23 protein-coding genes and 1 other RNA gene are annotated in these 22799 nt (G+C 48.3%); 11 read left to right on the top strand and 13 right to left on the bottom strand.

Annotated features, from left to right (window positions below; genetic code table 11):
- The 6 genes from EYY67_RS11630 to smpB all read right to left on the bottom strand — a co-directional run.
- A partial coding sequence (locus EYY67_RS11630; protein WP_131693532.1) for a KTSC domain-containing protein occupies positions 1-193 on the bottom strand: 193 nt, incomplete at its 3' end.
- Positions 193-1974, bottom strand: a complete 1782-nt coding sequence (locus tag EYY67_RS11625) for an ATP-binding protein (protein WP_095924869.1) — start codon at positions 1972-1974, stop codon at positions 193-195. The genes EYY67_RS11630 and EYY67_RS11625, both read right to left, overlap by 1 nt.
- The gene (locus EYY67_RS11620) at positions 1971-3116 is read right to left on the bottom strand and encodes an SIR2 family protein (RefSeq protein ID WP_233432899.1); all 1146 of its coding nucleotides are present in this window, start codon (positions 3114-3116) and stop codon (positions 1971-1973) included. The genes EYY67_RS11625 and EYY67_RS11620 overlap by 4 nt, the downstream gene beginning before the upstream one ends.
- A 58-nt stretch (positions 3117-3174) precedes the next feature.
- Entirely contained in the window at positions 3175-4347 is a 1173-nt protein-coding gene (locus EYY67_RS11615; RefSeq protein WP_095924871.1) for an integrase domain-containing protein, read from the bottom strand.
- Between the two features lie 190 nt (positions 4348-4537).
- Positions 4538-4901: a transfer-messenger RNA gene (ssrA, locus tag EYY67_RS11610) on the bottom strand.
- Positions 4902-4950: 49 nt separating this feature from the next.
- Positions 4951-5433, bottom strand: a complete 483-nt coding sequence (gene smpB / locus EYY67_RS11605; protein WP_015698410.1) for an SsrA-binding protein SmpB — start codon at positions 5431-5433, stop codon at positions 4951-4953.
- Between the two features lie 156 nt (positions 5434-5589).
- Between smpB and EYY67_RS11600 the strand changes: the two genes are divergently transcribed.
- Positions 5590-6024 (top strand): type II toxin-antitoxin system RatA family toxin, encoded by a 435-nt coding sequence (locus EYY67_RS11600; RefSeq protein ID WP_095924872.1) that lies wholly within the window; start codon positions 5590-5592, stop codon positions 6022-6024.
- The gene (locus tag EYY67_RS11595) at positions 6017-6301 is read left to right on the top strand and encodes an RnfH family protein (RefSeq protein WP_095924873.1); all 285 of its coding nucleotides are present in this window, start codon (positions 6017-6019) and stop codon (positions 6299-6301) included. The genes EYY67_RS11600 and EYY67_RS11595 overlap by 8 nt, the downstream gene beginning before the upstream one ends.
- A 77-nt stretch (positions 6302-6378) precedes the next feature.
- Here the strand turns inward: EYY67_RS11595 and bamE are convergent, their stop codons facing one another.
- The 3 genes from bamE to nadK form a co-directional block, all read right to left on the bottom strand.
- Complete coding sequence (bamE, locus tag EYY67_RS11590) at positions 6379-6723, bottom strand: outer membrane protein assembly factor BamE (protein ID WP_095925288.1); 345 nt, start codon at positions 6721-6723, stop codon at positions 6379-6381.
- A gap of 112 nt (positions 6724-6835) precedes the next feature.
- A complete protein-coding gene (gene recN / locus EYY67_RS11585; protein WP_165497960.1) occupies positions 6836-8497 on the bottom strand; it encodes a DNA repair protein RecN in 1662 nt (553 codons plus the stop codon).
- 96 nt (positions 8498-8593) lie between these two features.
- Positions 8594-9472, bottom strand: a complete 879-nt coding sequence (gene nadK / locus EYY67_RS11580) for an NAD(+) kinase (protein ID WP_119826847.1) — start codon at positions 9470-9472, stop codon at positions 8594-8596.
- A 137-nt stretch (positions 9473-9609) separates the two neighbouring features.
- Between nadK and grpE the strand changes: the two genes are divergently transcribed.
- Positions 9610-10197 carry a nucleotide exchange factor GrpE gene (grpE, locus tag EYY67_RS11575; protein WP_095924876.1) on the top strand — a complete coding sequence of 196 codons (588 nt, stop codon included), beginning with the start codon at positions 9610-9612 and terminating at the stop codon, positions 10195-10197.
- A 59-nt stretch (positions 10198-10256) separates the two neighbouring features.
- On the opposite strand, the gene ung is transcribed toward grpE, so the two are convergent.
- Positions 10257-10937 carry a uracil-DNA glycosylase gene (gene ung, locus EYY67_RS11570; protein ID WP_119826844.1) on the bottom strand — a complete coding sequence of 227 codons (681 nt, stop codon included), beginning with the start codon at positions 10935-10937 and terminating at the stop codon, positions 10257-10259.
- A gap of 333 nt (positions 10938-11270) precedes the next feature.
- Between ung and grcA the strand changes: the two genes are divergently transcribed.
- Entirely contained in the window at positions 11271-11654 is a 384-nt protein-coding gene (grcA, locus tag EYY67_RS11565) for an autonomous glycyl radical cofactor GrcA (protein WP_056770823.1), read from the top strand.
- A 90-nt stretch (positions 11655-11744) separates the two neighbouring features.
- Here the strand turns inward: grcA and srmB are convergent, their stop codons facing one another.
- Positions 11745-13073 carry an ATP-dependent RNA helicase SrmB gene (gene srmB, locus EYY67_RS11560; protein WP_095924878.1) on the bottom strand — a complete coding sequence of 443 codons (1329 nt, stop codon included), beginning with the start codon at positions 13071-13073 and terminating at the stop codon, positions 11745-11747.
- A 156-nt stretch (positions 13074-13229) separates the two neighbouring features.
- Between srmB and trmN the strand changes: the two genes are divergently transcribed.
- Entirely contained in the window at positions 13230-13976 is a 747-nt protein-coding gene (trmN, locus tag EYY67_RS11555; protein WP_119826842.1) for a tRNA(1)(Val) (adenine(37)-N(6))-methyltransferase TrmN, read from the top strand.
- Between the two features lie 48 nt (positions 13977-14024).
- Here the strand turns inward: trmN and nadB are convergent, their stop codons facing one another.
- The gene (gene nadB, locus EYY67_RS11550; RefSeq protein WP_207391089.1) at positions 14025-15626 is read right to left on the bottom strand and encodes an L-aspartate oxidase; all 1602 of its coding nucleotides are present in this window, start codon (positions 15624-15626) and stop codon (positions 14025-14027) included.
- Positions 15627-15840: 214 nt separating this feature from the next.
- Between nadB and rpoE the strand changes: the two genes are divergently transcribed.
- From rpoE to rseC, 4 genes are read left to right on the top strand one after another with little or no spacing between them, the layout of a single operon-like run.
- Positions 15841-16416 carry an RNA polymerase sigma factor RpoE gene (gene rpoE / locus EYY67_RS11545; RefSeq protein WP_095924881.1) on the top strand — a complete coding sequence of 192 codons (576 nt, stop codon included), beginning with the start codon at positions 15841-15843 and terminating at the stop codon, positions 16414-16416.
- 30 nt (positions 16417-16446) lie between these two features.
- Positions 16447-17094 carry an anti-sigma-E factor RseA gene (rseA, locus tag EYY67_RS11540; RefSeq protein ID WP_095924882.1) on the top strand — a complete coding sequence of 216 codons (648 nt, stop codon included), beginning with the start codon at positions 16447-16449 and terminating at the stop codon, positions 17092-17094.
- Positions 17094-18044: a sigma-E factor regulatory protein RseB gene (rseB, locus tag EYY67_RS11535; protein WP_095924883.1), complete on the top strand. Its 951-nt coding sequence runs from the start codon at positions 17094-17096 to the stop codon at positions 18042-18044. Before rseA ends, rseB begins: the two co-directional genes overlap by 1 nt.
- Positions 18045-18091: 47 nt before the next feature.
- A complete protein-coding gene (gene rseC, locus EYY67_RS11530; RefSeq protein WP_095924884.1) occupies positions 18092-18568 on the top strand; it encodes a SoxR-reducing system protein RseC in 477 nt (158 codons plus the stop codon).
- Positions 18569-18626: 58 nt separating this feature from the next.
- On the opposite strand, the gene EYY67_RS11525 is transcribed toward rseC, so the two are convergent.
- Positions 18627-19445 (bottom strand): DUF6585 family protein, encoded by an 819-nt coding sequence (locus tag EYY67_RS11525; RefSeq protein ID WP_095924885.1) that lies wholly within the window; start codon positions 19443-19445, stop codon positions 18627-18629.
- Between the two features lie 424 nt (positions 19446-19869).
- On the opposite strand from EYY67_RS11525, the gene lepA reads away from it, so the two are divergent.
- Complete coding sequence (gene lepA, locus EYY67_RS11520; protein WP_095924886.1) at positions 19870-21669, top strand: translation elongation factor 4; 1800 nt, start codon at positions 19870-19872, stop codon at positions 21667-21669.
- A gap of 28 nt (positions 21670-21697) precedes the next feature.
- Positions 21698-22675, top strand: a complete 978-nt coding sequence (gene lepB / locus EYY67_RS11515) for a signal peptidase I (protein WP_131693529.1) — start codon at positions 21698-21700, stop codon at positions 22673-22675.
- The last annotated feature ends 124 nt before the right edge of the window (positions 22676-22799 follow it).

The raw sequence follows: 22799 nt of genomic DNA, 5'->3' as shown, positions 1-22799 counted from the left end.
AAAGAAGTGAATAAAAGTTACAGTCTGAAAAAATAGTTTGCCTGGATAAATTCATCAATTCAATATGAATATCTTGTGAGACATTATAGTATTCATAAATACCGCCATTTAAAAACTCAATTTCCAAAGTATCTGTGTTTGGATCGTAGCCAATAGATAATATGTTAGACGAAACAACATTGACTCTTTGCATTATATTTCCTCATCTTTTAAGGGTTTTGTTTTACGCCAAGCTTTAATTAAGGGTATGTAATCATCCTCTGTATCCACATTTTCCTCGCCCCACGAAATAGATACCTGTGGATCTGCGCTGTCAGGATAAAATCCTTCAGGAGGAAGTTTTATTTTACATCGAGATGGTAATTTTGTTGCTTCGCCGATGATAATAGCCTCTCCAGTGCGTAATATTGGAAGGCTATCGATTAGTGCACTTAGGCCATCAGACATTGCAGATTTCACTCTAGACCTATCATTAGAGTTACTTAGCCTGAGAGCAAAAAGTGTCCCGCACTGGGATAAAATTGTTTCATCGATTTCTGAGGGTCTTTGACTAACAATCATAGCACCAACACCAAACTTTCTGCCTTCTTTCGCGATCCGTTGAACCATAAACTTTGAAAGTCCCTCTTCTTTAACAGATAAATATCTATGCGCTTCTTCAAGAACAAGAAGAACGGGCCTTTTTTTCATGCCAATATTAAGGTTTCTTCCCCAAATAGATGCTTCAAAAATAATATCCAAAATCGATCCAAGTAACATATCTAATTGGGTGGAAGGCATTCCTGAGAGATCAATGATGGATATAGATTTATCATGACCAATCCAACTATTTGTAAGGGAGTTTAAATCCTTATTGATTTTTCCATCATCACCAGGAATGTAGTCATCTGGGGATAGGAAAAAAGAAAATTGATTATCTAATAACCGCGACCTCATTTGTTCTAAATTCCGAGTAAGCACGTGTCCCCCACCTTTATTAGGAGGCTTAGTGCCTGGGTTTGGCGGTAAAAATTTAGGCGGGACTAGCTGTTTACTATCACCTTTTTGGTCGTCTTTATAAGCAGGTTGGGTTTTATCTTCATCTAAGAATGTAACTGTGTCATTGTAGCAGAGTTCGTACCAAATTTTTTTTAGATCAAATGGTATAGGTGAATAAGTTGTTATTTTATTTTCATCAATATCAATATTATTAACTTTAGAGAAATGTTTTTTTTGCTCGGTAATCATTTCGAATATAATATTTTTACTTGTCTCGTTGATATTCCCGAATAAAAAATCAATCAATTTGTCAGGCGAAATTGCCCAGTAAGGAATAACTAACTTTTCTTCACTAACTTTTGGTTCAATTGAAAAGGTTTTCGAAATATCCTTTAAGGCAGAGGAGTATTCACCATGGATATCTATAAGTATTATTCTTGCAGAGCTTCGCTCAGTGTGTGAATTATTACTTATTGAGCGTAGAATACTCGAAACACTAGTTGATTTTCCTGAACCAGTTGACCCCAAAATCGCAGAATGCCTTGTTACTAGTTTATCAATATCAATGTTAACATCTATACTCTCAGAACTAGATAATTTTCCGATACTAACCATATTATGACCTTGGTCACCATATATAGCTGCTAAGTCCTTATCCATTACTAAATGAACTTCATCGTTAACCGATGGATACTGACTGATACCGCGTTCAAAAAAGCCACCAGAACTTTCCCCAATGAGTTCAACAGTTAACAATCTTCTATCAGATTGTATGCCATCGAACTCATCAATCAATGAAGACTCATTACTAGCAGCAATAACGCCGTACAAATCATTATATCCTTGAGGTATTCGGATAAAACTTCCTACTTGACCAACTTTATGAGTTCTGCCCTCTAGAACAAGTAAACCTGAGCTGACCTTACTAGATAATCTTAATATTATAGATGAGCTTGATATGGAAATAACATTACCTATAGAGGTTGATTTGCTCATTTTTTATCACCCTCTTCTTGAGATTCATTAATTGATTGACTCGTAACTTCACCCCCAGCGATTGCTAAGAATCTCGCTAGAAATTTAAAATCACCTAGAATAAATCGATTCTCTTTTAAATACTCTTTTCTTACTGATTCCCAATTTTTGGTCGGAAGTTCACCCGTCTTCCATTTTGCACTTATTGAGTTTATGACTGCGCCGTTTTTACAATAAACGCTTAAATTAGGATTCTTTAATGCAAGATTTGTTGCATCAATTTCATGCTCTACATCTTTAAATTGAAATGCAATGACAGCACTTGTTGGATTTGCAGATAGACACTCACTAATTTTTGAAGAAATGTGAGCATCTGCAAATGAGAACCCAGTAGTCAACAATAAGGTATCAGGCTCCATTAGAAAATTTTTTAATCTTTCAAATAATGATGAAAATGGAGCTGCTTGTGTCTGAGTGTACTTAATATGTGATGGATAAACCATAGATGACTCTTCACATTCAGGAACTCGTATAACCTGGCCATTATCATCAAGCTTCCACCCAATAGAACCATGTAATTTCCACAATCTAACCCAGCGGGGGGGAAGATCATTTGTTGAAATACTCGATGGATCGAAAAATGCATTTCTGGAACCGGTGAAACCATCGAAGTATGGAGTTTGAGACCGTTCTAAGGCATCTTCACATAACAAATCATAATTAGTAGTAAATATCTCAACTCCATGAACTCTATTTATTCCATTAATCCATGACACAAGTTCGGAGTATGGGTTGGCTCCTTTAGGAAGTTGTTTGCTTACAACCTCTTTTATTGCTTTGCAAATTGATATCTCAAGTGATTTAAAACCAACTGCGTTAGTGCCATATACAACATGCTCACCAATCACATCAGCTAAAGTACGAACTTCAGATAAAAGCTTTTCTAGATTAAAATCTTTTGACTTGTTGGATATGTTCGTAAAAATAGCATTTTCACTTTCGTTTAAACGCTCTCTAACTTTTACAGTTAATCCTTCTATATTTGGGATTAATGGTATGTATTCACCTTCTTCACCAATATTTATACTTACTGGAGCACCTGCGCCGATAAGTATCCCTATTTTTTTTCTGCCATTTGTAACAATTTGCCGAAGATCAAACATGTATCTATCGGGGTTATGTATCGAGGTAACCATTGATCATCCTTAGCCAAATTAAGAGTCACATACATTTTCTGGTATAGTTTCCCCACCAGTACATTAATAACACTCTTTGTTCTAAATATGTTGATCTATTGTAAGCACGTCTGACTTCATTCTTATCACTGTGAGCTAAAGCAGCTTCTATGACATCTGCATTAAACTCAGCTTCATTCATTGCCGTACTTGCTAAAGAACGTAACCCATGAGCGACCAGTTTTCCACCATAACCTATACGTTTTAATGCCGCATTAGCTGTTTGGCTGTTCATAGGCTTACGTGGATCATTTCTGCTAGGGAAAACGTACTGACGATTACCACTAATGGGACGCATGATTTCTAGCAGTTCTAAAGCTTGTTCTGATAGAGGGACTATATGATCACGCTTTGCCTTCATACGTTCTGCCGGAATACACCACTGCTTATTCTCTATATCGATCTCTGACCAGACTGTTGCGGATGCTTCGGCAGGGCGTATTAGTGTCAGTAGCTGCCATTCAAGCAGGCAGCGGGTTGGTATAGACAGGTTGCTCATAGAAATGGTGCGCATTAGCTTGGGCAGTTCTTCGGGGCGAATTGTAGGCATGTGCTGCTTCTTCGGACGTTCGAAAGCATTACCTATACCTGAAGCTGGATTTGCCTCAATCAGTCCAACATTCACCGCATAAATCATGATCTCATTGATGCGCTGAACTAGTCGCCTGACCGTTTCCAATGCTCCCCGCGCTTTGATTGGTTCCAACACTTGAATCAAAGTGCGTGCTTTCAGCTCCTGAACAGGAACATTTTCAATACTGGGTAAGATGTCTTTCTCAATAGAACGCCAGATATCCTTAGCGTGGTCAGCACTGACATGACTTTGTTTCAGCTCGAACCATTTACGTGCAACATTGACGAAGATGCTTTCCTGAGCGATTTGGAGCTTCTCTGCTTCTTCAACAGCTCTTGCTTGCGGGTCTATTCCTTTGACTAACATCGCAAGCTTCTCTGCACGCACTTCTCTGGCATCAGCCAGTGAAAGAGCAGGATAAGCACCAAGGCTGATCATGGTGCGTTTTGACGTGCCAGGCACCTGGTAGCGGGTGGTCTTGACCAGGAGAAAGAGTCCGTCACCGTCATGTAAGGTGAGGTCTTTATCGGTGGCTTTGGCTTTTTGTACTTCGGTGTGGGTGAGGGGCCGTGTAGTCCGCGCCATGCAAGGATCTTCCCTAATTGGTATACGTTTATTGGTATATATCGTGGCGTATACCAATTTGTATACCAACAGACGCCTGTCACAGGCGGATCTTCCCGGACTTCTACAGACGTAAAAAAGCCGCAAACCCTTGCGGGCTGCGGCTTTCTTTGCGGTAACGGCCTTATCTGGTAATAACCGAAACCTTGTTTGGTGGAGCTGGGGGGATTTGAACCCCCGTCCAGAATTACTACACCGTCGGCACTACATGCTTAGTCCAATCTTTACATTCGCCGGTTAGCTGCGGATGGACACGCCACTAACAAACTATCCTGATTGGGTTTAACGCTTTCACCCCAGGCAAGGTGTCCACGCGATCTCTTTTGGGTTTGACCTCTCTTGATCCCCGTCCTAAGAGCGAAGGCTAGGGAGAGAGGGCTCTAAGCAGGGTATTAAGCTGCTAGGGCGTAGTTTTCGTCGTTTGCGACTATTTTTTTGCGGCTTTTTACGAGGCCAACCGCCCCTCGGCATGCTCCTTGGGCTTCGCAAATCCTGTCGAATCCAGAATCAGCCCCAAGTACTATTTCGCAGTATACCAGCAAAACACCAAGCTAAGCCAGAGGCTTAGCGATTTGCGTGCTTCATGATACGTGCTTTGTCTACTTTCCACTCACGATCTTTAATGTCATCGCGTTTGTCGTGCTCTTTCTTACCTTTAGCCAGGCCGATTTTCACTTTTGACCAGGCATTTTTCCAGTACATTGAAAGTGCGACGACGGTGTAACCATCGCGACTGACCTTGCCGAACAGCGTTTCTAACTCGCGCTTGTTCAGCAGTAATTTTCTTGTACGGGTCGGGTCACAAACGATATGACTGGATGCCACGTTAAGAGGTTGAATGGTTGCGCCAAACAAAAAGGCTTCACCGTCGCGGAATGTGACGTAGCTGTCAGTGATGTTTGCTTTACCAGCGCGCATCGATTTGACTTCCCATCCCTGCAAAGCAAGCCCCGCCTCAAATTCATCTTCGATGATATATTCGTGGCGAGCGCGTTTGTTCATCGCGATAGTCGCGGAACCGGGTTTATGTGCTTTTTTCTTTGTCATAGTGACACTTATTATACTGTAAGCGATGCCGATTGAAATCCCCACGCTGTCAGAGTCGGGTGTTTTTCCTGTTTGTGGCGTCCTGTGCTTCGTAGTTTTTATTACCGCGCGGATAAATGGTATTATCTGTACGTTTTATGACACCTGGAAAATGATATGCCACAGATAAGTCGTTCTGCGCTTGTGCCGTTCAGCGTGGAACAGATGTACACCTTAGTGAATGATGTTGATGCTTACCCGCAATTTCTGCCTGGTTGTACCGGCAGCCGCATCCTGGAAAACAGCGATACGTCGATGACCGCCGCGGTTGATGTTTCAAAAGCGGGCATCAGTAAAACTTTTACCACCAAAAATACGTTAATCAACAACAAACGCATTGATATGCAACTGGTTGATGGCCCGTTCCGTAAATTAACAGGTGGTTGGGATTTCATCGAACTCAGTCCCGACGCCTGTAAAGTTCAGCTCAGTCTTGATTTCGAATTTACTAATAAATTGATTGAGTTAGCATTCGGTAAAATCTTCAAGGAACTGGCGGGCAGTATGGTTCAGGCTTTCACCTTGCGCGCGAAAGAGGTCTACAGTGTCTGAGATCCGCGTTGATGTGGTTTACGCGTTGCCGGAACGTCAGTATCTGCGGACGGTAAAACTGGAAGAGGGAAGCAGCGTCGAGCAGGCAGTAAAGGCTTCCGGTTTACTTGAGTTGCGTCAGGATATCGATTTAAAACAAAATAAATTAGGTATCTATAGCCGGCCGGTGAAGCTTGCCGACGTGGTCAGCGACGGTGATCGCATTGAAATCTACCGGCCACTGATTGCAGACCCGAAAGAGTTACGGCGTATCAGAGCCGAACGTTCTAAAAAATAAGGCGCCTGAGGCGCCTTATTTTTTTTACCCTGAAAGATGATTTTTGGTAACTACCAGAGACCATCACACCGGGCGATTTATTTTTGATCGCTCAACTTTGGTTTGTTGTCGATGTTAGTCAGCGTATCAGACTGGTTGAAGGTCAGCGTTAAAGTCTGCTGAGTGATACCTTCATGACCTGGCTCCTGACGGAACACGTAATACCAAACATCACTGCCAAACGGGTCGTGCAGCATCGGCGTGCCAAGAACATAAGCAACTTGTTGTTTAGTCATACCGGTATGAATTTTTTGAACATCAGCAGGAGATAAGTAGTTCCCCTGATTGATGTCAGGCCGATAAACCACCTTTTCCAGAGTGGAACAGCCCGCAGTAAGCATTACAAGAGCTACAGCGGCGGCAGTTAGCGTTTTACAGCGCATAGTCATTACATTCCTTTAGGGCATAAGATGCCGATGATAATAGACCTTTCATCAGTTTGAAACCTTTGCGGGGCACCTGTATGACCGCTTAAATGTAAAAAAGTTGAGCTTTTTACGCTGCGAGCAACTCTTTTGCATTAGCCAGCGTGTTTCGGGTGACTTCACTTCCGCCCAGCAGACGGGCCAGTTCCTGCAATCGCGCCTTTTTATCGAGGCGATGCATTTGGGTTTCTGTCACTTCGCCGTCGGTTTCTTTGCTGACAAAATAATGCTGATGACCGCAACCTGCAACCTGAGGTAAGTGGGTGACGCACATGACTTGCGTGGATTCGCCTAACTGACGTAACAGGCGACCTACGATCGCGGCTGTCGGACCGCTGATCCCTACATCCACTTCATCGAAAATCAATGCCGGTGTTTCCATTTTCTGCGCGGTGATCACCTGAATCGCCAGTGCGATGCGGGACAGTTCACCGCCGGAAGCCACTTTCGCCAGCGCCTGAAGCGGCTGGCCGGGGTTGGTGGTGACCTGAAACTCAAGGCGATCTGCCCCTTCCATATTTAAATGCTCAGGTTCGAACTGCACCTGAATATTAAATTTACCGTGAGGCATGGAAAGCGCCTGCATGCTTTGCGTGATCAGATGGGTTAATTCGTTGGCAAAATATTGGCGTTTTTCGTGCAAATGCTCAGCGATAGCCACGGCCTGTTGATAATGGTGCTGTACCGCTTCGCTCAGTTCTGCCTGATTGGTTTGCTGATCGTCCAGCGCCTGCTGCTCTTCGAGCAACTGGCGATGTAATTCAGGTAACTCTTCGGCACTGACATGGTGTTTACGGGCCAGATTCATCTGGCGGGACAGGCGTTGCTCCAGCTCGAACAGACGGTTGGGATCCATTTCCAGACGTTCGCTGTAATGACGTAATTCATCGCTGGCTTCGCTGACCTGAATGGACGCGTCATCAAGCATCACAATCAGATCATTCATTTTGCTGTCGAGTTCTGCAAGCTCAGCCAACTGATGGCGGGCGCTGTAGAGCAGGCTGACAATATTTTGTTCTTCACCATCAGCCAGTAAATAAAGCGCATTTTGACTCAGTGAAAGCAGTTGCCCGCTGTTGGCCAGGCGTTTGTATTCTTCGTCAATTTGCTCATATTCCCCTGCCTGAGGAGCGAATTCATTGAGCTCTTTTAACTGGTATTGCAGCAACTGACGGCGCGATTCGCGTTCGCTGACCTGCTGCTGATACTGCGCCAGCAGGCGGCAGCTCTGATGCCAGTTTTGGTAAGCTTTGCGCATCTCAGCCAGCAGCAGAGGCTGATCGGAATACGCGTCGAGCAAATCTTTTTGATGCTCAGGTTTGAGCAGAAGCTGGTGGGCGTGTTGTCCGTGAATTTGAATCAGATGCTGACCCAGTTCACGAAGTTGTGACAGGGGAACCGGCTTACCGTTGATGAAACCACGGGAGCGGCCATCGCTGCTGATGGTGCGGCGCAGGAGACAATCCTGACCTTCATCGAGTTGATTCTCAGCCAGCCAGTGTTTTGCCGAGGGGGTATCCGCTAAAGTGAAGCGTGCACAGATATCGGCACGGCTGGCGCCGAGACGCACCATGCTGCCGTCTGCACGGTTACCCAGACAAAGCCCGAGCGCATCAATGGCAATGGATTTACCAGCACCGGTTTCGCCGGTAATAGCCGTCATCCCGGCATGAAAATCGATTTCTACTTCACGGACAATGGCAAAGTTACTGATAGTTAATTGCGCCAGCATGATCACCTTCCTGTACATAACAACAGACCTGTAATTACATACAGTATAAACTGGTTTTATATACAGTAAAGGGGCTGGCGAATTATTTTTATCTGATCAGAAGAGTTTTTTTGACCACCCGAGTTTAGTGCTTAATGTATTGAAATAGCTATAGTCTTTAGGGTGGATCAGGTTCAGGTGGAAATCACTGCGTCGGATGACGACCTCTTCACCCGGCTGGATCGGCAGGGCAATCTGGCTGTCGCAGCTGATTTCCAGGTCATTGCTCATATGTGAAAAACGCAGGCAAATCGTGCTGCTGCTGTTGATGACCAGCGGTCGCGCCGAGAGCGTGTGTGGAAACATAGGGACCAATGCGATGGCTTCTAAGGTCGGCGTCAGGATCGGACCGCCGCCGGAAAGCGAATAGGCGGTCGAGCCAGTTGGCGTAGAAATAATCAGGCCATCTGAACGTTGGGAAAAGGCAAATTTGTCGTCAATATAGACTTCAAATTCAATCATGTGCGCGACTTTTCCCGGATGAAGAACGACTTCATTAATAGCGGTACTGACGCGACATTGCTGGTCTTTGCAGCGTACCATCGCTTCCAGCAGGAAACGTTGCTCGCTGATGTATTCGCCCTGCAACACGTCATCGAGCTGTTGCAGCGCGTTGTCCGGATCCAGATCGGTCAGGAAGCCCAGGTTGCCGCGGTTGATACCGATGACTTTAATGTCATAGCGTGCCAGAACTCGGGCAGCGCCCAGCATATTGCCGTCACCGCCGACGACCACGGCGAGATCAGCCAGTTTACCGATCTCCGCCAGGCTGCCTGTCTGTGCGCCTTCCAGGGCTAAATCTTGCGCCACCTGTCGTTCAACGATGACCTGATAACCTTTGGAGATTAACCAGTGGTAAAGCATTTCATGGGTGGCAAGTGCGGAAGGATGACGAGGGTGTCCGACAATCCCAATGCACTCAAATTTTTTATTCATCGCTGTGGTTATCCTCAGCAGGGTGTGATGACTCCTGCATTATGACCGGTTTCATTAAAAACCAAACCTTGAAACCCCGGTTTTGATCCCCATAATAAGCCAACTAGCAAGATTAATGCTAAAACGCGGAGAGATTCATGAGTAGTAAAGAACATAAGACACCTGACGAGCAAGTCTCTGAAGAACTCAATCAGGAACAAGAGCTGCATGCGGAAGCGGAAACTCAGGCGGCAGATGTCGTTGACCCGCGCGATGAACGTATTGCTGAATTGGAAGCACAGCTGAAAGAACTCCAGCAGCGTGAGCGTGACAGCCTGCTGCGTGCGAAAGCGGAAGTGGAAAACATCCGCCGTCGTACCGAGCTGGATATTGAGAAAGCCCACAAATTCGCTCTGGAGAAATTCTCTGGCGAACTGTTGCCGGTTATCGATAATCTGGAACGTGCGCTGGATCTGGCTGATAAATCGAATTCAGAACTGGCGGGTCTGATTGAAGGCGTCGAGCTGACCCTGAAATCTCTGCTGGATGCTGTTCGCAAGTTCGGTATGGAAGTGGTGGGTGATATTCACGTGCCATTCAATCCTGAACTGCACCAGGCGATGACCATGATGGAATCTGAAGAGCTGGAACCTAATCACGTGATGATGGTGATGCAGAAGGGTTACACGCTCAATGGCCGCCTGTTGCGTCCGGCAATGGTGGCAGTTTCTAAAGCCAAAGCCTGATTCAGTTTTAAGCAGACTGATATATTGAAAGAGGCACCTTTGCGGGTGCCTCTTTTTTATTATTCCGGCAATCGCGGTACCCAGTCAATTGGTGCCAGACCTTGCTGCGCCAGCAAAGTATTTGCCTGCGAGAAGTGTTTACAGCCCAGAAACCCGCGATGCGCTGAGAGCGGAGAAGGGTGCGGCGCTTTCAGGACGTGATGCCGGTTGCGGTCAATGATATTGCCTTTTTTCTGCGCATGAGATCCCCAGAGCAGGAATATCACGCCCTCACGATTATCGTTCAGTGCGGCAATCACTTTGTCTGTAAAGGTTTCCCAGCCCAGTTTGGCGTGGGAATGCGCCTGCCCGCCTTCGACCGTTAACACGGTATTAAGCAACAACACCCCCTGATCGGCCCAGCTCTGTAAATAGCCATGGGCAGGGCGCTCAAAGCCCGGGATATCAGTGATCAGTTCTTTATACATGTTCACTAAAGAAGGCGGCGCCGGAATGCCCGGACGGACGGAGAAAGAAAGCCCGTGCGCCTGATTTGGGCCGTGGTACGGATCCTGCCCGAGAATAACGACTTTGACGTCAGCCAGTTCCGTCGATCGAAATGCGTTGAAGACATCCTGTTGGGGCGGATAAATCGTTTTGCCCGCGGCGCGTTCGGCGGCCACAAACTTCAGCGTATCCACAAAATAGGGTTGTTCCTTTTCCTGACCAATCACGTCATGCCAGGTGAGAATTGAAGACATTGACGCTCTCCTTTACCGGTAAATTTAACTGACGGTAGCTTACCTGCTCATCCTGCTGAGTGAAACCCGCCTGAGCTTTTGCTGATGTTTATCTGCGACTTAACCTTTCTGTATAAATTATTTTTGATAATTTACAAAAATAATTTAATCGGAGCCCTTGGAAAAATTGATATAAAACATAAATATGCTAAGAGCTAAGAACACCCACACGGTAAAGATTGATATTTATCAAAGAATACAGGGTGCCGTGCTGTTATATCTGACAACAGGAAAGCAGGTTAAAGCCTGACACCCATCAATTAACAGTATCGTAGCCAATTATGGAGGCAACATATGATCACCGGGATCCAAATTACCAAAACCAACAACGAAGCGCTGAAAAACTCTTTCTGGCTGCTGGATGACGAGAAAGCGGAAGCGCGCTGTGTATGTGCAAAAGCGGGTTATGCGGAAGACCAGATCGTTGCTGTCAGCGAGCTGGGCCAGTTCGAATACCGTGAAGTGCCGATGGAAATTCAACCGACTGTACGCGTGGAAGGGGGTCAGCACCTGAACGTTAACGTATTGCGTCGTGAGACTCTGGAAGACGCCGTTAAGCACCCGGAAAAATACCCACAGCTGACCATTCGTGTGTCTGGTTATGCGGTACGTTTCAACTCACTGACTGCTGAACAGCAGCGTGACGTGATTACCCGTACTTTTACTGAAAGCCTGTAATCGCTTCTGAGTTTTCAGAGAGCTGCAGATTTTGGATATAAAAAAACCGCCTTTCGGGGCGGTTTTTCTTTGCATTCAATCAGGCAATGCTTATTTCGAGGCGTCTTTCGCAGCGTCAGGTTTAACGCGGCGCTTGCCGACATTTTTGCTGTCACGATGGCGAACTTTCACTTTCACCTTCGATTTTTCCTGATCCGCTTTCTGCTTCTCTTTGCGTTTCGCCAGCACTTTCTTCGATGGCTTACCGGTCACTTTTTCGCTTGGCGCTTTGGTTTTTGGACGGAATCCTTCCAGCACACGAGCTTTAAGCGGTTCGTTCAGATAACGACCGATTTTACCGAGCAGCAGATGGTCATGCGCTTCCACGAAGGAAATCGCGGTGCCTTTACGACCGGCACGACCCGTACGGCCGATACGGTGCAGGTAAATGTCAGCGGTCAGCGGCAGGTCAAAGTTAAAGACGTGGCTGATGTCGTTGATATCCAGACCGCGGGCAGCAATGTCAGTGGCAACCAGCACGTTAACGCGGTCTTCAACCATACGTTTTACGGCCTCGGTGCGTTTGACCTGTACCATTTCGCCTTCGAGATAACAGGAGTTGATCCCGGCTTCACGCAGCCACGCGACCAGTTCATGTACCCGCTCACGTTTACGCACGAAGATCACTGATTTCGTGACGTCTTCCTGTTTCAGCAAATGGATCAGCATCTGGGTTTTATGCGCCAGATCGTCGGCACGGTAATACCATTGCAGAATTTTCTTGCGTTCGCGGCGTGACGGGTCGGCTTCGATTTCTACCGGCTCTGTCAGAATGCGTTCTGCGAATTCACGGATGGCTTCCCCTTCCAGCGTTGCGGAGAACAGCAACGTCTGTTTACGCCAGCGTGCTTCGGCAGAAATGGTTTCGATATCCTGAGCAAACCCCATGTCCAGCATGCGGTCGGCTTCATCGAGGATCAGCGTTTCGATGGCACGGCAGTCAAAGTTTTCTTCTTTGATGTATTGCAGCAGACGACCGGTTGTCGCAACGACAATGTCCTGGTTTTCGCTGAATACTTCTGCGTGGTTCATATACGCCACACCACCGGTGATGGTAGCGATATCCAGATCGGTGTGTTTGGCTAACTCACGCGCCTGTTCCGCCACCTGCATGGCGAGTTCACGGGTTGGCGTGAGGATCAGAATACGTGGCGGACCAGATTTCTTACGCGGGAAATCCAGCAAATGCTGCAATGCAGGCAGCAGGAATGCCGCTGTTTTGCCGGTGCCGGTAGGAGCCGAACCCAACACATCGCGTCCGTCCATTGCTGGCGGAATGGCCTCTGCCTGGATGACAGTAGGGCGGCTATAGCCTTTGTCGCCAAGGGCGTCAATCAGGCGTTCATCGAGTTCGAGTTCGGAAAAAGTGGTTACAGTCATGGTCTACCTCTACTTGGGGCGCCGATTATAGACGTGTTAGACGCGATCTTCACCTATTTAAGCGGTTTGCGTGGCTTTTACTCTGCTTCTCTTTCCCCTATGCTACGACAGTTTTCGTTTACAGGCCTGTTGGCGGGCGTAATTACGGTGAAATCAGTGACCAGAGAAGTCAGTTCCGCACAGCCTTTACGGCGTAATGGATTTACCTTTAAACAGTTTTTCGTTGCCCATGACCGCTGTGCGATGAAAGTCGGCACCGATGGCGTTCTGCTCGGCGCCACGGCACCGGTCAGTAAAGCGCGGCGCGTTCTCGATATCGGCTGTGGCAGCGGGTTAATTGCCATGATGCTGGCGCAGCGCAGTTCCGATGAGACGCGTATTGATGCCGTGGAGCTCGATCCGCCAGCGGCAGCTCAGGCTGATGAGAATTTCCGTGAGTCCTTATGGTCACACCGTCTGGCGGTGTTTGCGCAGGACATCAATGTGTATGCGCAGGAACATCCGGCGCAATACGATCTGATTGTCAGTAATCCGCCTTATTTTGAATCTGCCGTAGCCTGCCGCGACGAGGCCCGAAATGCGGCCCGTTACACGGAAACCCTGACGCATGCAGCCCTGCTGGATTGCGCGCAGAGGCTGATCACGCCGGAAGGATTGTTCAGTGTCGTGTTACCGTATGACATCGGGTTGGCCTTTGAAGCGCTTGCGCATCAGAAAGGCTGGTACAGCGCATGGCAGATGGCGGTTCGCGACAGGCCGGGCAAGCCGTTAAACCGTTTGCTGCTGACATTATCCCGGCAAGCCGTTGCACGGGAAGATCACGAGCTGGCACTGCGGAAGTCGGAAGGGGTTTACAGTGAGGCGTTTTGCGCACTGATTACGGATTTCTATCTGAATTACTGACAGAGAGTGTTGCGGTGGTGAAAGTGCGTTCCTTCGCACTTTTTGGCGTTATGGCTGCAAAATCGTCGGCTGCGGATTTTCCTGTAATTCCGGATAATCGAGCGTGAAATGCAGTCCGCGACTTTCTTTACGTTCCAGCGCACTTCTCACAATCAGTTCGGCGACCAGCACCAGATTTCGCAGTTCCAGTAAATTGTTGGAAATGCGGAAGTTCGCGTAATACTCATCAATTTCCTGTTGCAGGGTCATGATACGGCGCAGGGCGCGTTCGAGACGTTTGGTCGTGCGCACAATCCCGACGTAATCCCACATAAACAGCCTCAGTTCATGCCAGTTATGCTGGATCACAACCTGCTCATCGGAATTATCCACCCGGCTTTCATCCCACTGCGGAATGTTTTTTGCCAGTCTGGCATGAGGCAGACGCTTGATGATGTCTTCGGCCGCTGACCAGCCGTAGACCACGCATTCCAGCAGGGAATTCGATGCCAGACGGTTTGCGCCATGCAGGCCCGTGTAGCTGACTTCACCAATAGCGTAGAGCCCGTCGAGATCGGTGCGGCCGTGCTGATCGACCATGACGCCGCCGCAGGTGTAATGTGCCGCCGGCACAATCGGGATCGGCTCTTTGGTCAGATCAATCCCCAGTGATTGCAGCTTTTCATCAATCATCGGGAAATGATGCTTAATGAACTCCGGTGGCCGGTGGCTGATATCGAGATACATGCAATCCGCGCCGAGACGTTTCATTTCATGGTCAATGGCTCTTGCCACCACATCGCGCGGTGCCAGTTCGCCACGTTCATCGAAATCAGGCATGAAACGGGTGCCGTCCGGACGTTTGAGCAGTGCGCCTTCACCCCGCAGGGCTTCTGTCAGCAGAAAGTTGCGTGCCTGGGGATGATAAAGGCAGGTCGGATGGAACTGGTTAAATTCGAGGTTGGCAACACGACAGCCTGCGCGCCACGCCATCGCCACGCCGTCACCGGAGGAAATGTCCGGGTTGGTGGTGTACTGATACACCTTTGCTGCGCCGCCTGTCGCCAGAACCACGGCTTTGGCGCGCAAGGTTTCCACATGTTCTTTATCGCGGTTCCAGACATACGCGCCCACGACGCGTTGCGTGCCCGGTAATCCGAGTTTGCTTGAGGTAATTAAATCAACGGCATTATAGCGCTCTTTCACGCAAATATTGGCGTGCGCCCTTGCTTTCCCCACCAGCGTAGTCTCTACTTCTTTACCTGTAGCATCAGCAGCATGCAGGATCCTGCGGTGGCTGTGACCGCCTTCGCGAGTCAGGTGATAGCGCTCTTCTGAGCTGGCGTTGGTTTCGGTATCAAACAGCACGCCCTGGTCGATCAACCACTGGACGCAATGACGCGCATTACTGGCGATAAATTCAACCGCTTCTTTATCGCATAAACCTGCGCCGGCAATTAATGTGTCATCAACGTGTGAGGCAATGCTGTCTGCTTCGTCGAAAACTGCGGCGATACCGCCTTGTGCGTAGAACGTGGAGCCTTCGTTGAGGGGGCCTTTACTGAGAACAGTGACATGACAGTGGTCTGCTAGTCGCAAAGCCAACGAAAGGCCCGCAGCGCCACTTCCGATTATCAATACATCGCTAACAAATTCAGATGAAGGTTGCATAACGTATGATGTTTGCAGAAGAAGAGGGAAATTCATGTTAGCCTAAACCTCCGTGCAAAAGCCACGGGCTTGAGACTTCAATAGAAAAAACAATGACGATGTGGAACTTAATGATCCATGTGAACTCCAAGCAGTACTTGCTCAGGAATATAATGATGAAAGCTGGCAGTACGACTTTATGCGCGGAGATAGTTTTGGGGAGATTTTACCTCGGATGAGCGAGCAGTTAGCCGATCAGGTTCTGGTTGAGCGGGTCCAGAAAGGTGATCAAAAATCGTTCAATTTACTGGTTATTCGTTACCAGCATAAGGTAGCGAGCCTTGTATCCCGCTATGTGCCACAAGGCGATGTGCCTGATGTGGTTCAGGAATCCTTTATTAAAGCGTATCGTGCGCTGGAATCTTTCCGCGGCGACAGTGCTTTTTACACCTGGCTGTATCGTATTGCAGTCAACACAGCGAAAAATTATTTAGTCGCTCAGGGGCGTCGTCCGCCATCCAGTGATGTTGATGCGAACGAAGCCGAGAATTTCGAAAGTGGCGGTGCCCTGAAAGAAATTTCGAACCCTGAGAACTTAATGTTGTCTGAAGAGTTACGGCAGATAGTTTTCCGTACTATTGAAGCACTTCCTGAAGATCTTCGCATGGCGATCACCTTAAGGGAGTTGGATGGATTGAGCTACGAAGAAATAGCCTCCATCATGGATTGTCCGGTGGGTACGGTAAGATCGCGAATTTTCCGTGCCCGGGAAGCAATTGATAACAAGGTTCAACCGCTCATCCAGCGTTAGAGATGACGGACACAGGAAGGGTACTTAGGCATGCAGAAAGAAAAGCTTTCCGCTCTGATGGATGGTGAAGCCATTGATTCTGAACTGTTAAGTTCTTTATCAACCGATCCTAAGCTTCAGCAAGACTGGCAGAGTTATCATTTGATCCGCGATACCTTACGCGGTGATATTGGGAATGTGGTGCATCTGGATATCGCAGACCGTGTGGCCGCAGCGCTGGCAAATGAGCCGGTTAAACTGGTTCCGGGTTCAGCCACTGAATCACAACCTCAGCCTCATACCTGGCAAAAAATGCCTTTCTGGCAGAAGGTGCGCCCGTGGGCGAGCCAGCTGACTCAGGTTGGTGTTGCTGCCTGTGTTTCTCTGGCGGTGATTGTCGGTGTTCAGCACTACAATCAGCCTGATGCGACAGGTGCTTCTCCGGAAACCCCTGCATTCAATACCTTGCCTATGATGGGTAAAGCGTCTCCGGTGAGCTTCGGCGTACCGAATGAAGGCAATACCGCCAGCGGGCAACAAAACGTGCAAGAGCAACGCAAGCGCATTAATGCGATGTTGCAGGATTACGAATTGCAGCGTCGCTTGCATTCAGAGCAGCTTCAACTCGAACCGATTACTCCTCAGCAAGCCGCTGTTCAGGTCCCTGGTACACAGTCTTTAGGAACGCAAACGCAGTAATGAAGCAATTTTGGTTTGCCGTTTGTTTAGCAACGGGCAGCCTGCTTACTCCAAGTATCGCCTCGGCAGATCCCACTTCCGAGGCGTTACTGCAAGAGATGGGCAAGGCCAGTCAGACGCTGAATTATGAAATGGGTTTTATCAACATCACGAAGCAAGGGATTGATTCCTTCCGCTTTCGTCATGCCGTTTCCAATCAAGCCTCACTCGCTCAACTGGTTCTGATGGATGGACCGCGCCGTGAAATTGTCCAGCGCGGAAAAGACATCAGCTACTTTGAGACCGGGTTGCAGCCTTTTACGCTGGATGGCGATCACATCGTTGATTCTCTGCCTTCCATTGTGTTCAGTGATTTCTCTCTTCTGACAAAATACTACGATTTTATCGCCGTAGGGCGCGCACGTGCCGCCGATCGTCTGAGCCAGGTGATCCGTGTTGTTTCGCGTGATGGTACACGATTCAGCTATGTTATCTGGGTTGATGAAGAGACGAAGTTACCTATGCGCGTGGATTTGCTGGATCGCGATGGCGAAACACTGGAGCAGTTCCGGGTCATCAGTTTTGATGACGGGAAACAGGCGCTTACCTCGCTTGCTGATCTCGAAAAAGCCAATCTGCCACCTGTGCTTTCTTTACCCGCTTCCGAGCAGGTGAAGTTTGGCTGGCAGGTGAAATGGCTGCCGGCTGGGGTGACCGAAGTCGCCAGCAGTCGCCGAACCTTGCCAAATATGCCAGTCACGATAGAATCACGGTTGTACACTGACGGATTGTTCAGCTTCTCTGTCAATATCAGTGCCACAACTAACGGCCCTTCTGAGCAACTTATCAGGCAAGGGCGCAGAACGGTGCAGACTGAAATACGTAACGGCAACGAAATTACTGTTGTGGGCGAATTGCCGCCTTCAACCGCCAAGCGTATCGCAGAGAGCATTGTTTTCGCAGCGAAATAGCATTACTCACAACGACTGTCTCAGCGAAAGAAATACAGGGTGATCACATGATGAAAGAATGGGCCACGGTTGTGTCGTGGCAAGATGGTATTGCGACTCTGCGTTGTGAAACGCAGGCTGGTTGCAGTAGCTGCCATTCCCGTTCAGGTTGTGGTGCCCGCGTATTGAACGAGCTGGGGCCGCAGACCGAACATAATCTCCAGGTCAGCATCAACGAACCTCTTGCACCGGGTCAGAAAGTTGAACTGGGGATACAGGAAGGCAGCCTGCTGCGTTCAGCATTTCTGGTTTACATGACGCCGTTATTCGGTGTGATCGCGGGCGGCGGAATACTGCAGGCACTGCTGAAAGCAGACATGTACGCAGTGATTGGTGCCGTGCTGGGTGGTGGATTAGGTTTTCTGATTGCCAAAGCACTGGCGGCGAAAGTGGACGGAAAGGCCGGATATCAACCTGTCATCTTACAGGTCGGATTACCTCCCGATGCCTTCCGGTACGCCTCAGACAGCAAACTTCCTTCCTGATATTTCTCAAACCGCAACATGCCAATGTGCCACCGTGTTTCTGAAACCGGTGGCATTTTTAGTTTCTGACCGGTATCCGGTTCTGGATCATATGTTCGATCAGCGCGATGAAGAGATCTGCGCTTGAGAGTGACGTATAAGCCACAGAAAACAGGATACGACCATGCTTGTCCAGCAGCCTGATCAGCGGACTGTTACTGCCGCCACTAATAAACTGGATATCCTCAACAGGCACAGTTTTGCCTTCATCCGTAGTCAGCATCAGGGCGCTCAGACGGATCCTTTTTTCATGTCCGGCCAGCAGGTTGGCACCGATAAACCGTTTCAAACCGCAATGTGAGTTGTCGAGTTTAGTAAATAAAATATCCCCACCTTGCGCCAGGGTATTTAATGCCCATGGGCCGCGGAACATCAGCTGTTCGTTCTTAATCACCTCGATCAGTCTTTCAGAATTGGCGATGTCAGGCGTGATGCGATGCCAGACTTTGCTATTTTCCTCACGGAACGTCATGGTATTTAAAATACGTCGCGTGTATTTCCCGGTTCTGAAACGATATATATCCATAATCCGTTCAAAAGGGATGAAACGGTTTTTTTGATCCGTCTGGCTTATAACTAAAATACCGTTTTCATGAAGCTGATAGAATTGATTTGGCCTGATAATACGCCTCAGCATGATGAGAACCACACCAAGTGCAATACTGAGCAGAGCAGACAGAATCACGCTGTGCAGCCCTTCTGCGGTATGGCCAAAAGCCAGCAGGAATGCAATTTGCACCGCGCCGCCAATCAGTAAAAGAACCGACAGGACCAGAGTGATCCAAGAGTTGGCTTTGGCAAAGCCATGCTGACTGAGCAGCCGCCCTTCATTGATCATATTGATAACCTTGTGACCGGATTGAATTAAAAAGAAAAAAAGATATTTAAGGAAGAAGTTTAATGAGAGCTTTATGAGTGTGAAATTATGTAATTTCTTTTATAACAATATATTAAGATTCAGAGTCGCTTTCTGTAAATGGGTATTTTCCTAAAACGGTGCGCGGGAAGCAGACACATAAAATACTTTCCTGATGTCCCGAAAAGGGGCGACGGCACGCACCGATGATGAAAACAAATGAAAACGGAAGGATTTCGTCTCGTGAAAGCTCGCATAATCTGGAGTTAGCATCTGCCGAGACTAGGTTTTCACGGTGCTGGCATGTAGAATGCTGCGACTTAGGCGAAAGACAGCCAACCTACAAACCGTCGCTGTATGTTCATGGCGAATGATTCAGAAATACCAAGGTAGAAAAACTTTTATAATGAAGCATATACGAAATTTCTCCATTATTGCCCACATTGACCACGGTAAGTCGACGCTGTCAGACCGTATTATTCAAATTTGCGGCGGCTTATCCGACCGTGAAATGGAAGCGCAGGTCCTCGATTCAATGGATCTGGAACGTGAGCGCGGCATCACGATCAAAGCGCAAAGCGTTACGCTCGATTACAAAGCGAAAGATGGTCAGGTTTACCATCTCAACTTTATCGATACGCCGGGTCACGTCGACTTCTCCTATGAAGTTTCCCGTTCTCTCGCAGCTTGTGAAGGCGCGTTGCTGGTCGTGGATGCAGGTCAGGGCGTAGAAGCACAGACGCTGGCGAACTGCTATACCGCGATGGAAATGGATCTGGAAGTTGTTCCGGTTCTGAACAAAATCGACCTGCCTGCCGCCGATCCTGATCGCGCTGCACAGGAAATCGAAGACATCGTGGGTATTGATGCGACGGATGCCGTTCGCTGTTCCGCGAAAACCGGTGTCGGTGTGCCTGAAGTCCTCGAGCGCCTGGTGCGTGATGTGCCACCGCCGGAAGGTGATCCTGAAGCCCCGCTTCAGGCATTGATCATCGACTCCTGGTTCGATAACTATCTTGGCGTGGTTTCTCTGGTGCGTATCAAAAACGGTACCATGAGAAAGGGCGACAAAATAAAAGTGATGAGTACCGGACAGGTGTATAACGCCGATCGTCTGGGTATTTTCACGCCTAAACGTGTCGATCGCGATATCCTGAACTGCGGCGAAGTAGGCTGGCTGGTTTGTGCGATTAAAGACATTCTGGGCGCACCGGTCGGCGATACGCTGACGTTAGCGCGTCAGCCTGCTGAAAAAGCGTTGCCTGGCTTTAAGAAAGTTAAACCACAGGTCTACGCCGGTTTGTTCCCGGTCAGCTCTGATGACTATGAAAACTTCCGTGATGCATTAGGCAAACTGAGCCTTAACGATGCTTCCCTGTTCTACGAACCAGAAAGTTCTACCGCGCTGGGCTTCGGCTTCCGTTGTGGCTTCCTGGGTCTGTTGCACATGGAAATCATTCAGGAACGTCTGGAACGTGAATACGATCTGGATCTGATCACCACGGCGCCAACGGTAGTGTATGAAGTGCTGACGACGGGCAATGAAACCATCTATGTCGACAGCCCGTCCAAACTGCCAGCCCTGAACAACATTCTGGAACTGCGCGAACCGATCGCTGAGTGTCATATGCTGATGCCGCAGGAATACCTCGGCAGCGTGATCACCCTGTGTATTGAGAAGCGTGGCGTTCAGACCAACATGGTTTATCACGGTAACCAGGTTGCGCTGACGTATGAAATTCCAATGGCGGAAGTGGTGCTCGATTTCTTCGACCGTCTGAAGTCAACCTCGCGCGGTTATGCGTCGCTTGATTACAATTTCAAACGTTTTCAGGCTTCTGACATGGTGCGTGTTGATGTTCTAATCAACGGCGACCGTGTGGATGCATTGGCGCTGATCACTCACCGTGGCAATTCACAGTTCCGTGGACGCCAGCTGGTTGAGAAGATGCAGGAACTGATCCCGCGTCAGCAGTTCGACATTGCTATTCAGGCGGCAATTGGTGCTCACATCATTGCCCGTTCCACTGTGAAGCAATTGCGTAAAAACGTTCTCGCCAAATGTTATGGCGGCGACGTCAGCCGTAAGAAGAAACTCTTGCAGAAACAGAAAGATGGTAAGAAGCGCATGAAACAAGTGGGTAACGTCGAGTTACCACAGGAAGCGTTCCTGGCCATTCTTCACGTGGGCAAAGACAGCAAGTAAATCCTTAATTGAGTCGTAGGGAGTATGCATGGCTAACATGTTTGCCCTGATTCTGGCGGTTGCAACGCTGGTGTCAGGGATTATCTGGTGCCTTGATCGTTTCAAGCTGGCACCTGCACGCCGGGCGAAAATTGCCAAAATTAAGGCTGAAACGGGCGGCGCCGTTGACGATTCAACACTGAGTAAAGTGGCAAAGCAGCCGGGCTGGGTGGAAACCTGTGCATCGGTATTCCCGGTATTGTTAGTCGTGTTTGTGGTGCGTTCATTTATTTATGAACCTTTCCAGATCCCGTCCGGCTCCATGATGCCAACCTTGCTGATTGGCGATTTCATCGTGGTTGAGAAATATGCTTATGGCCTGAAAGATCCTATTACTCAGACCAAGCTGATCCCAACGGGTGAGCCTAAGCGTGGCGATGTGGTGGTATTTAAATATCCCCAGAATCCGAGCGTGGACTATATTAAACGTCTGGTCGGCTTGCCGGGTGACCGCGTGACGTATGATCCGTTCAGCAAACAGGTCACGGTTCAGCCAGCCTGTGAAAGCGGTAAAAATTGCAATACGGCTTTAGCGGTGACGTATGACACCGGTGTGGCCAGCGATTTCGTGCAGACGTTTGGTCAGTCTACCGGTGGTGAAGCCAGCAGCGGTTTCTTTGAAACGCCACCAACCAGCAATGTGCCGCAGGACGGTGTCCGTCTGGTTCAGCGCAATGAAACATTGGGCAACGTGACACACCGTATTTTGACGGTACCGGGTGCGCGTGACCAACTGGGTGCTTATTATCAGCAACCGGGTCAGCCGCTGGGAACATGGGTCGTGCCAGCAGGGCACTATTTCATGATGGGCGATAACCGTGATAACAGCGCTGACAGCCGTTATTGGGGCTTTGTTCCGGAACAGAATTTAGTCGGTAAAGCCTCTGCTATCTGGATGAGCTTTAAAAAACAGGAAGGTGAATGGCCTACCGGTGTTCGTTTAAGCCGTATCGGTGGAATTCATTAATTTAATGGTGGCTATTAGCGCAGCATTATATTTCCACTCGTTGTAGAATATCCTTTCGGGCGATAAAAGTTGGCTCCCCTGATTTTAAATCTAAATTTAAAACGCACAGAGGGAGCCACTGCAA

It is taken from the genome of Rahnella victoriana (genome assembly GCF_004330295.1).
Classification (GTDB): domain Bacteria; phylum Pseudomonadota; class Gammaproteobacteria; order Enterobacterales; family Enterobacteriaceae; genus Rahnella; species Rahnella victoriana.
This window is presented reverse-complemented; position numbering and strand designations above follow the sequence as displayed.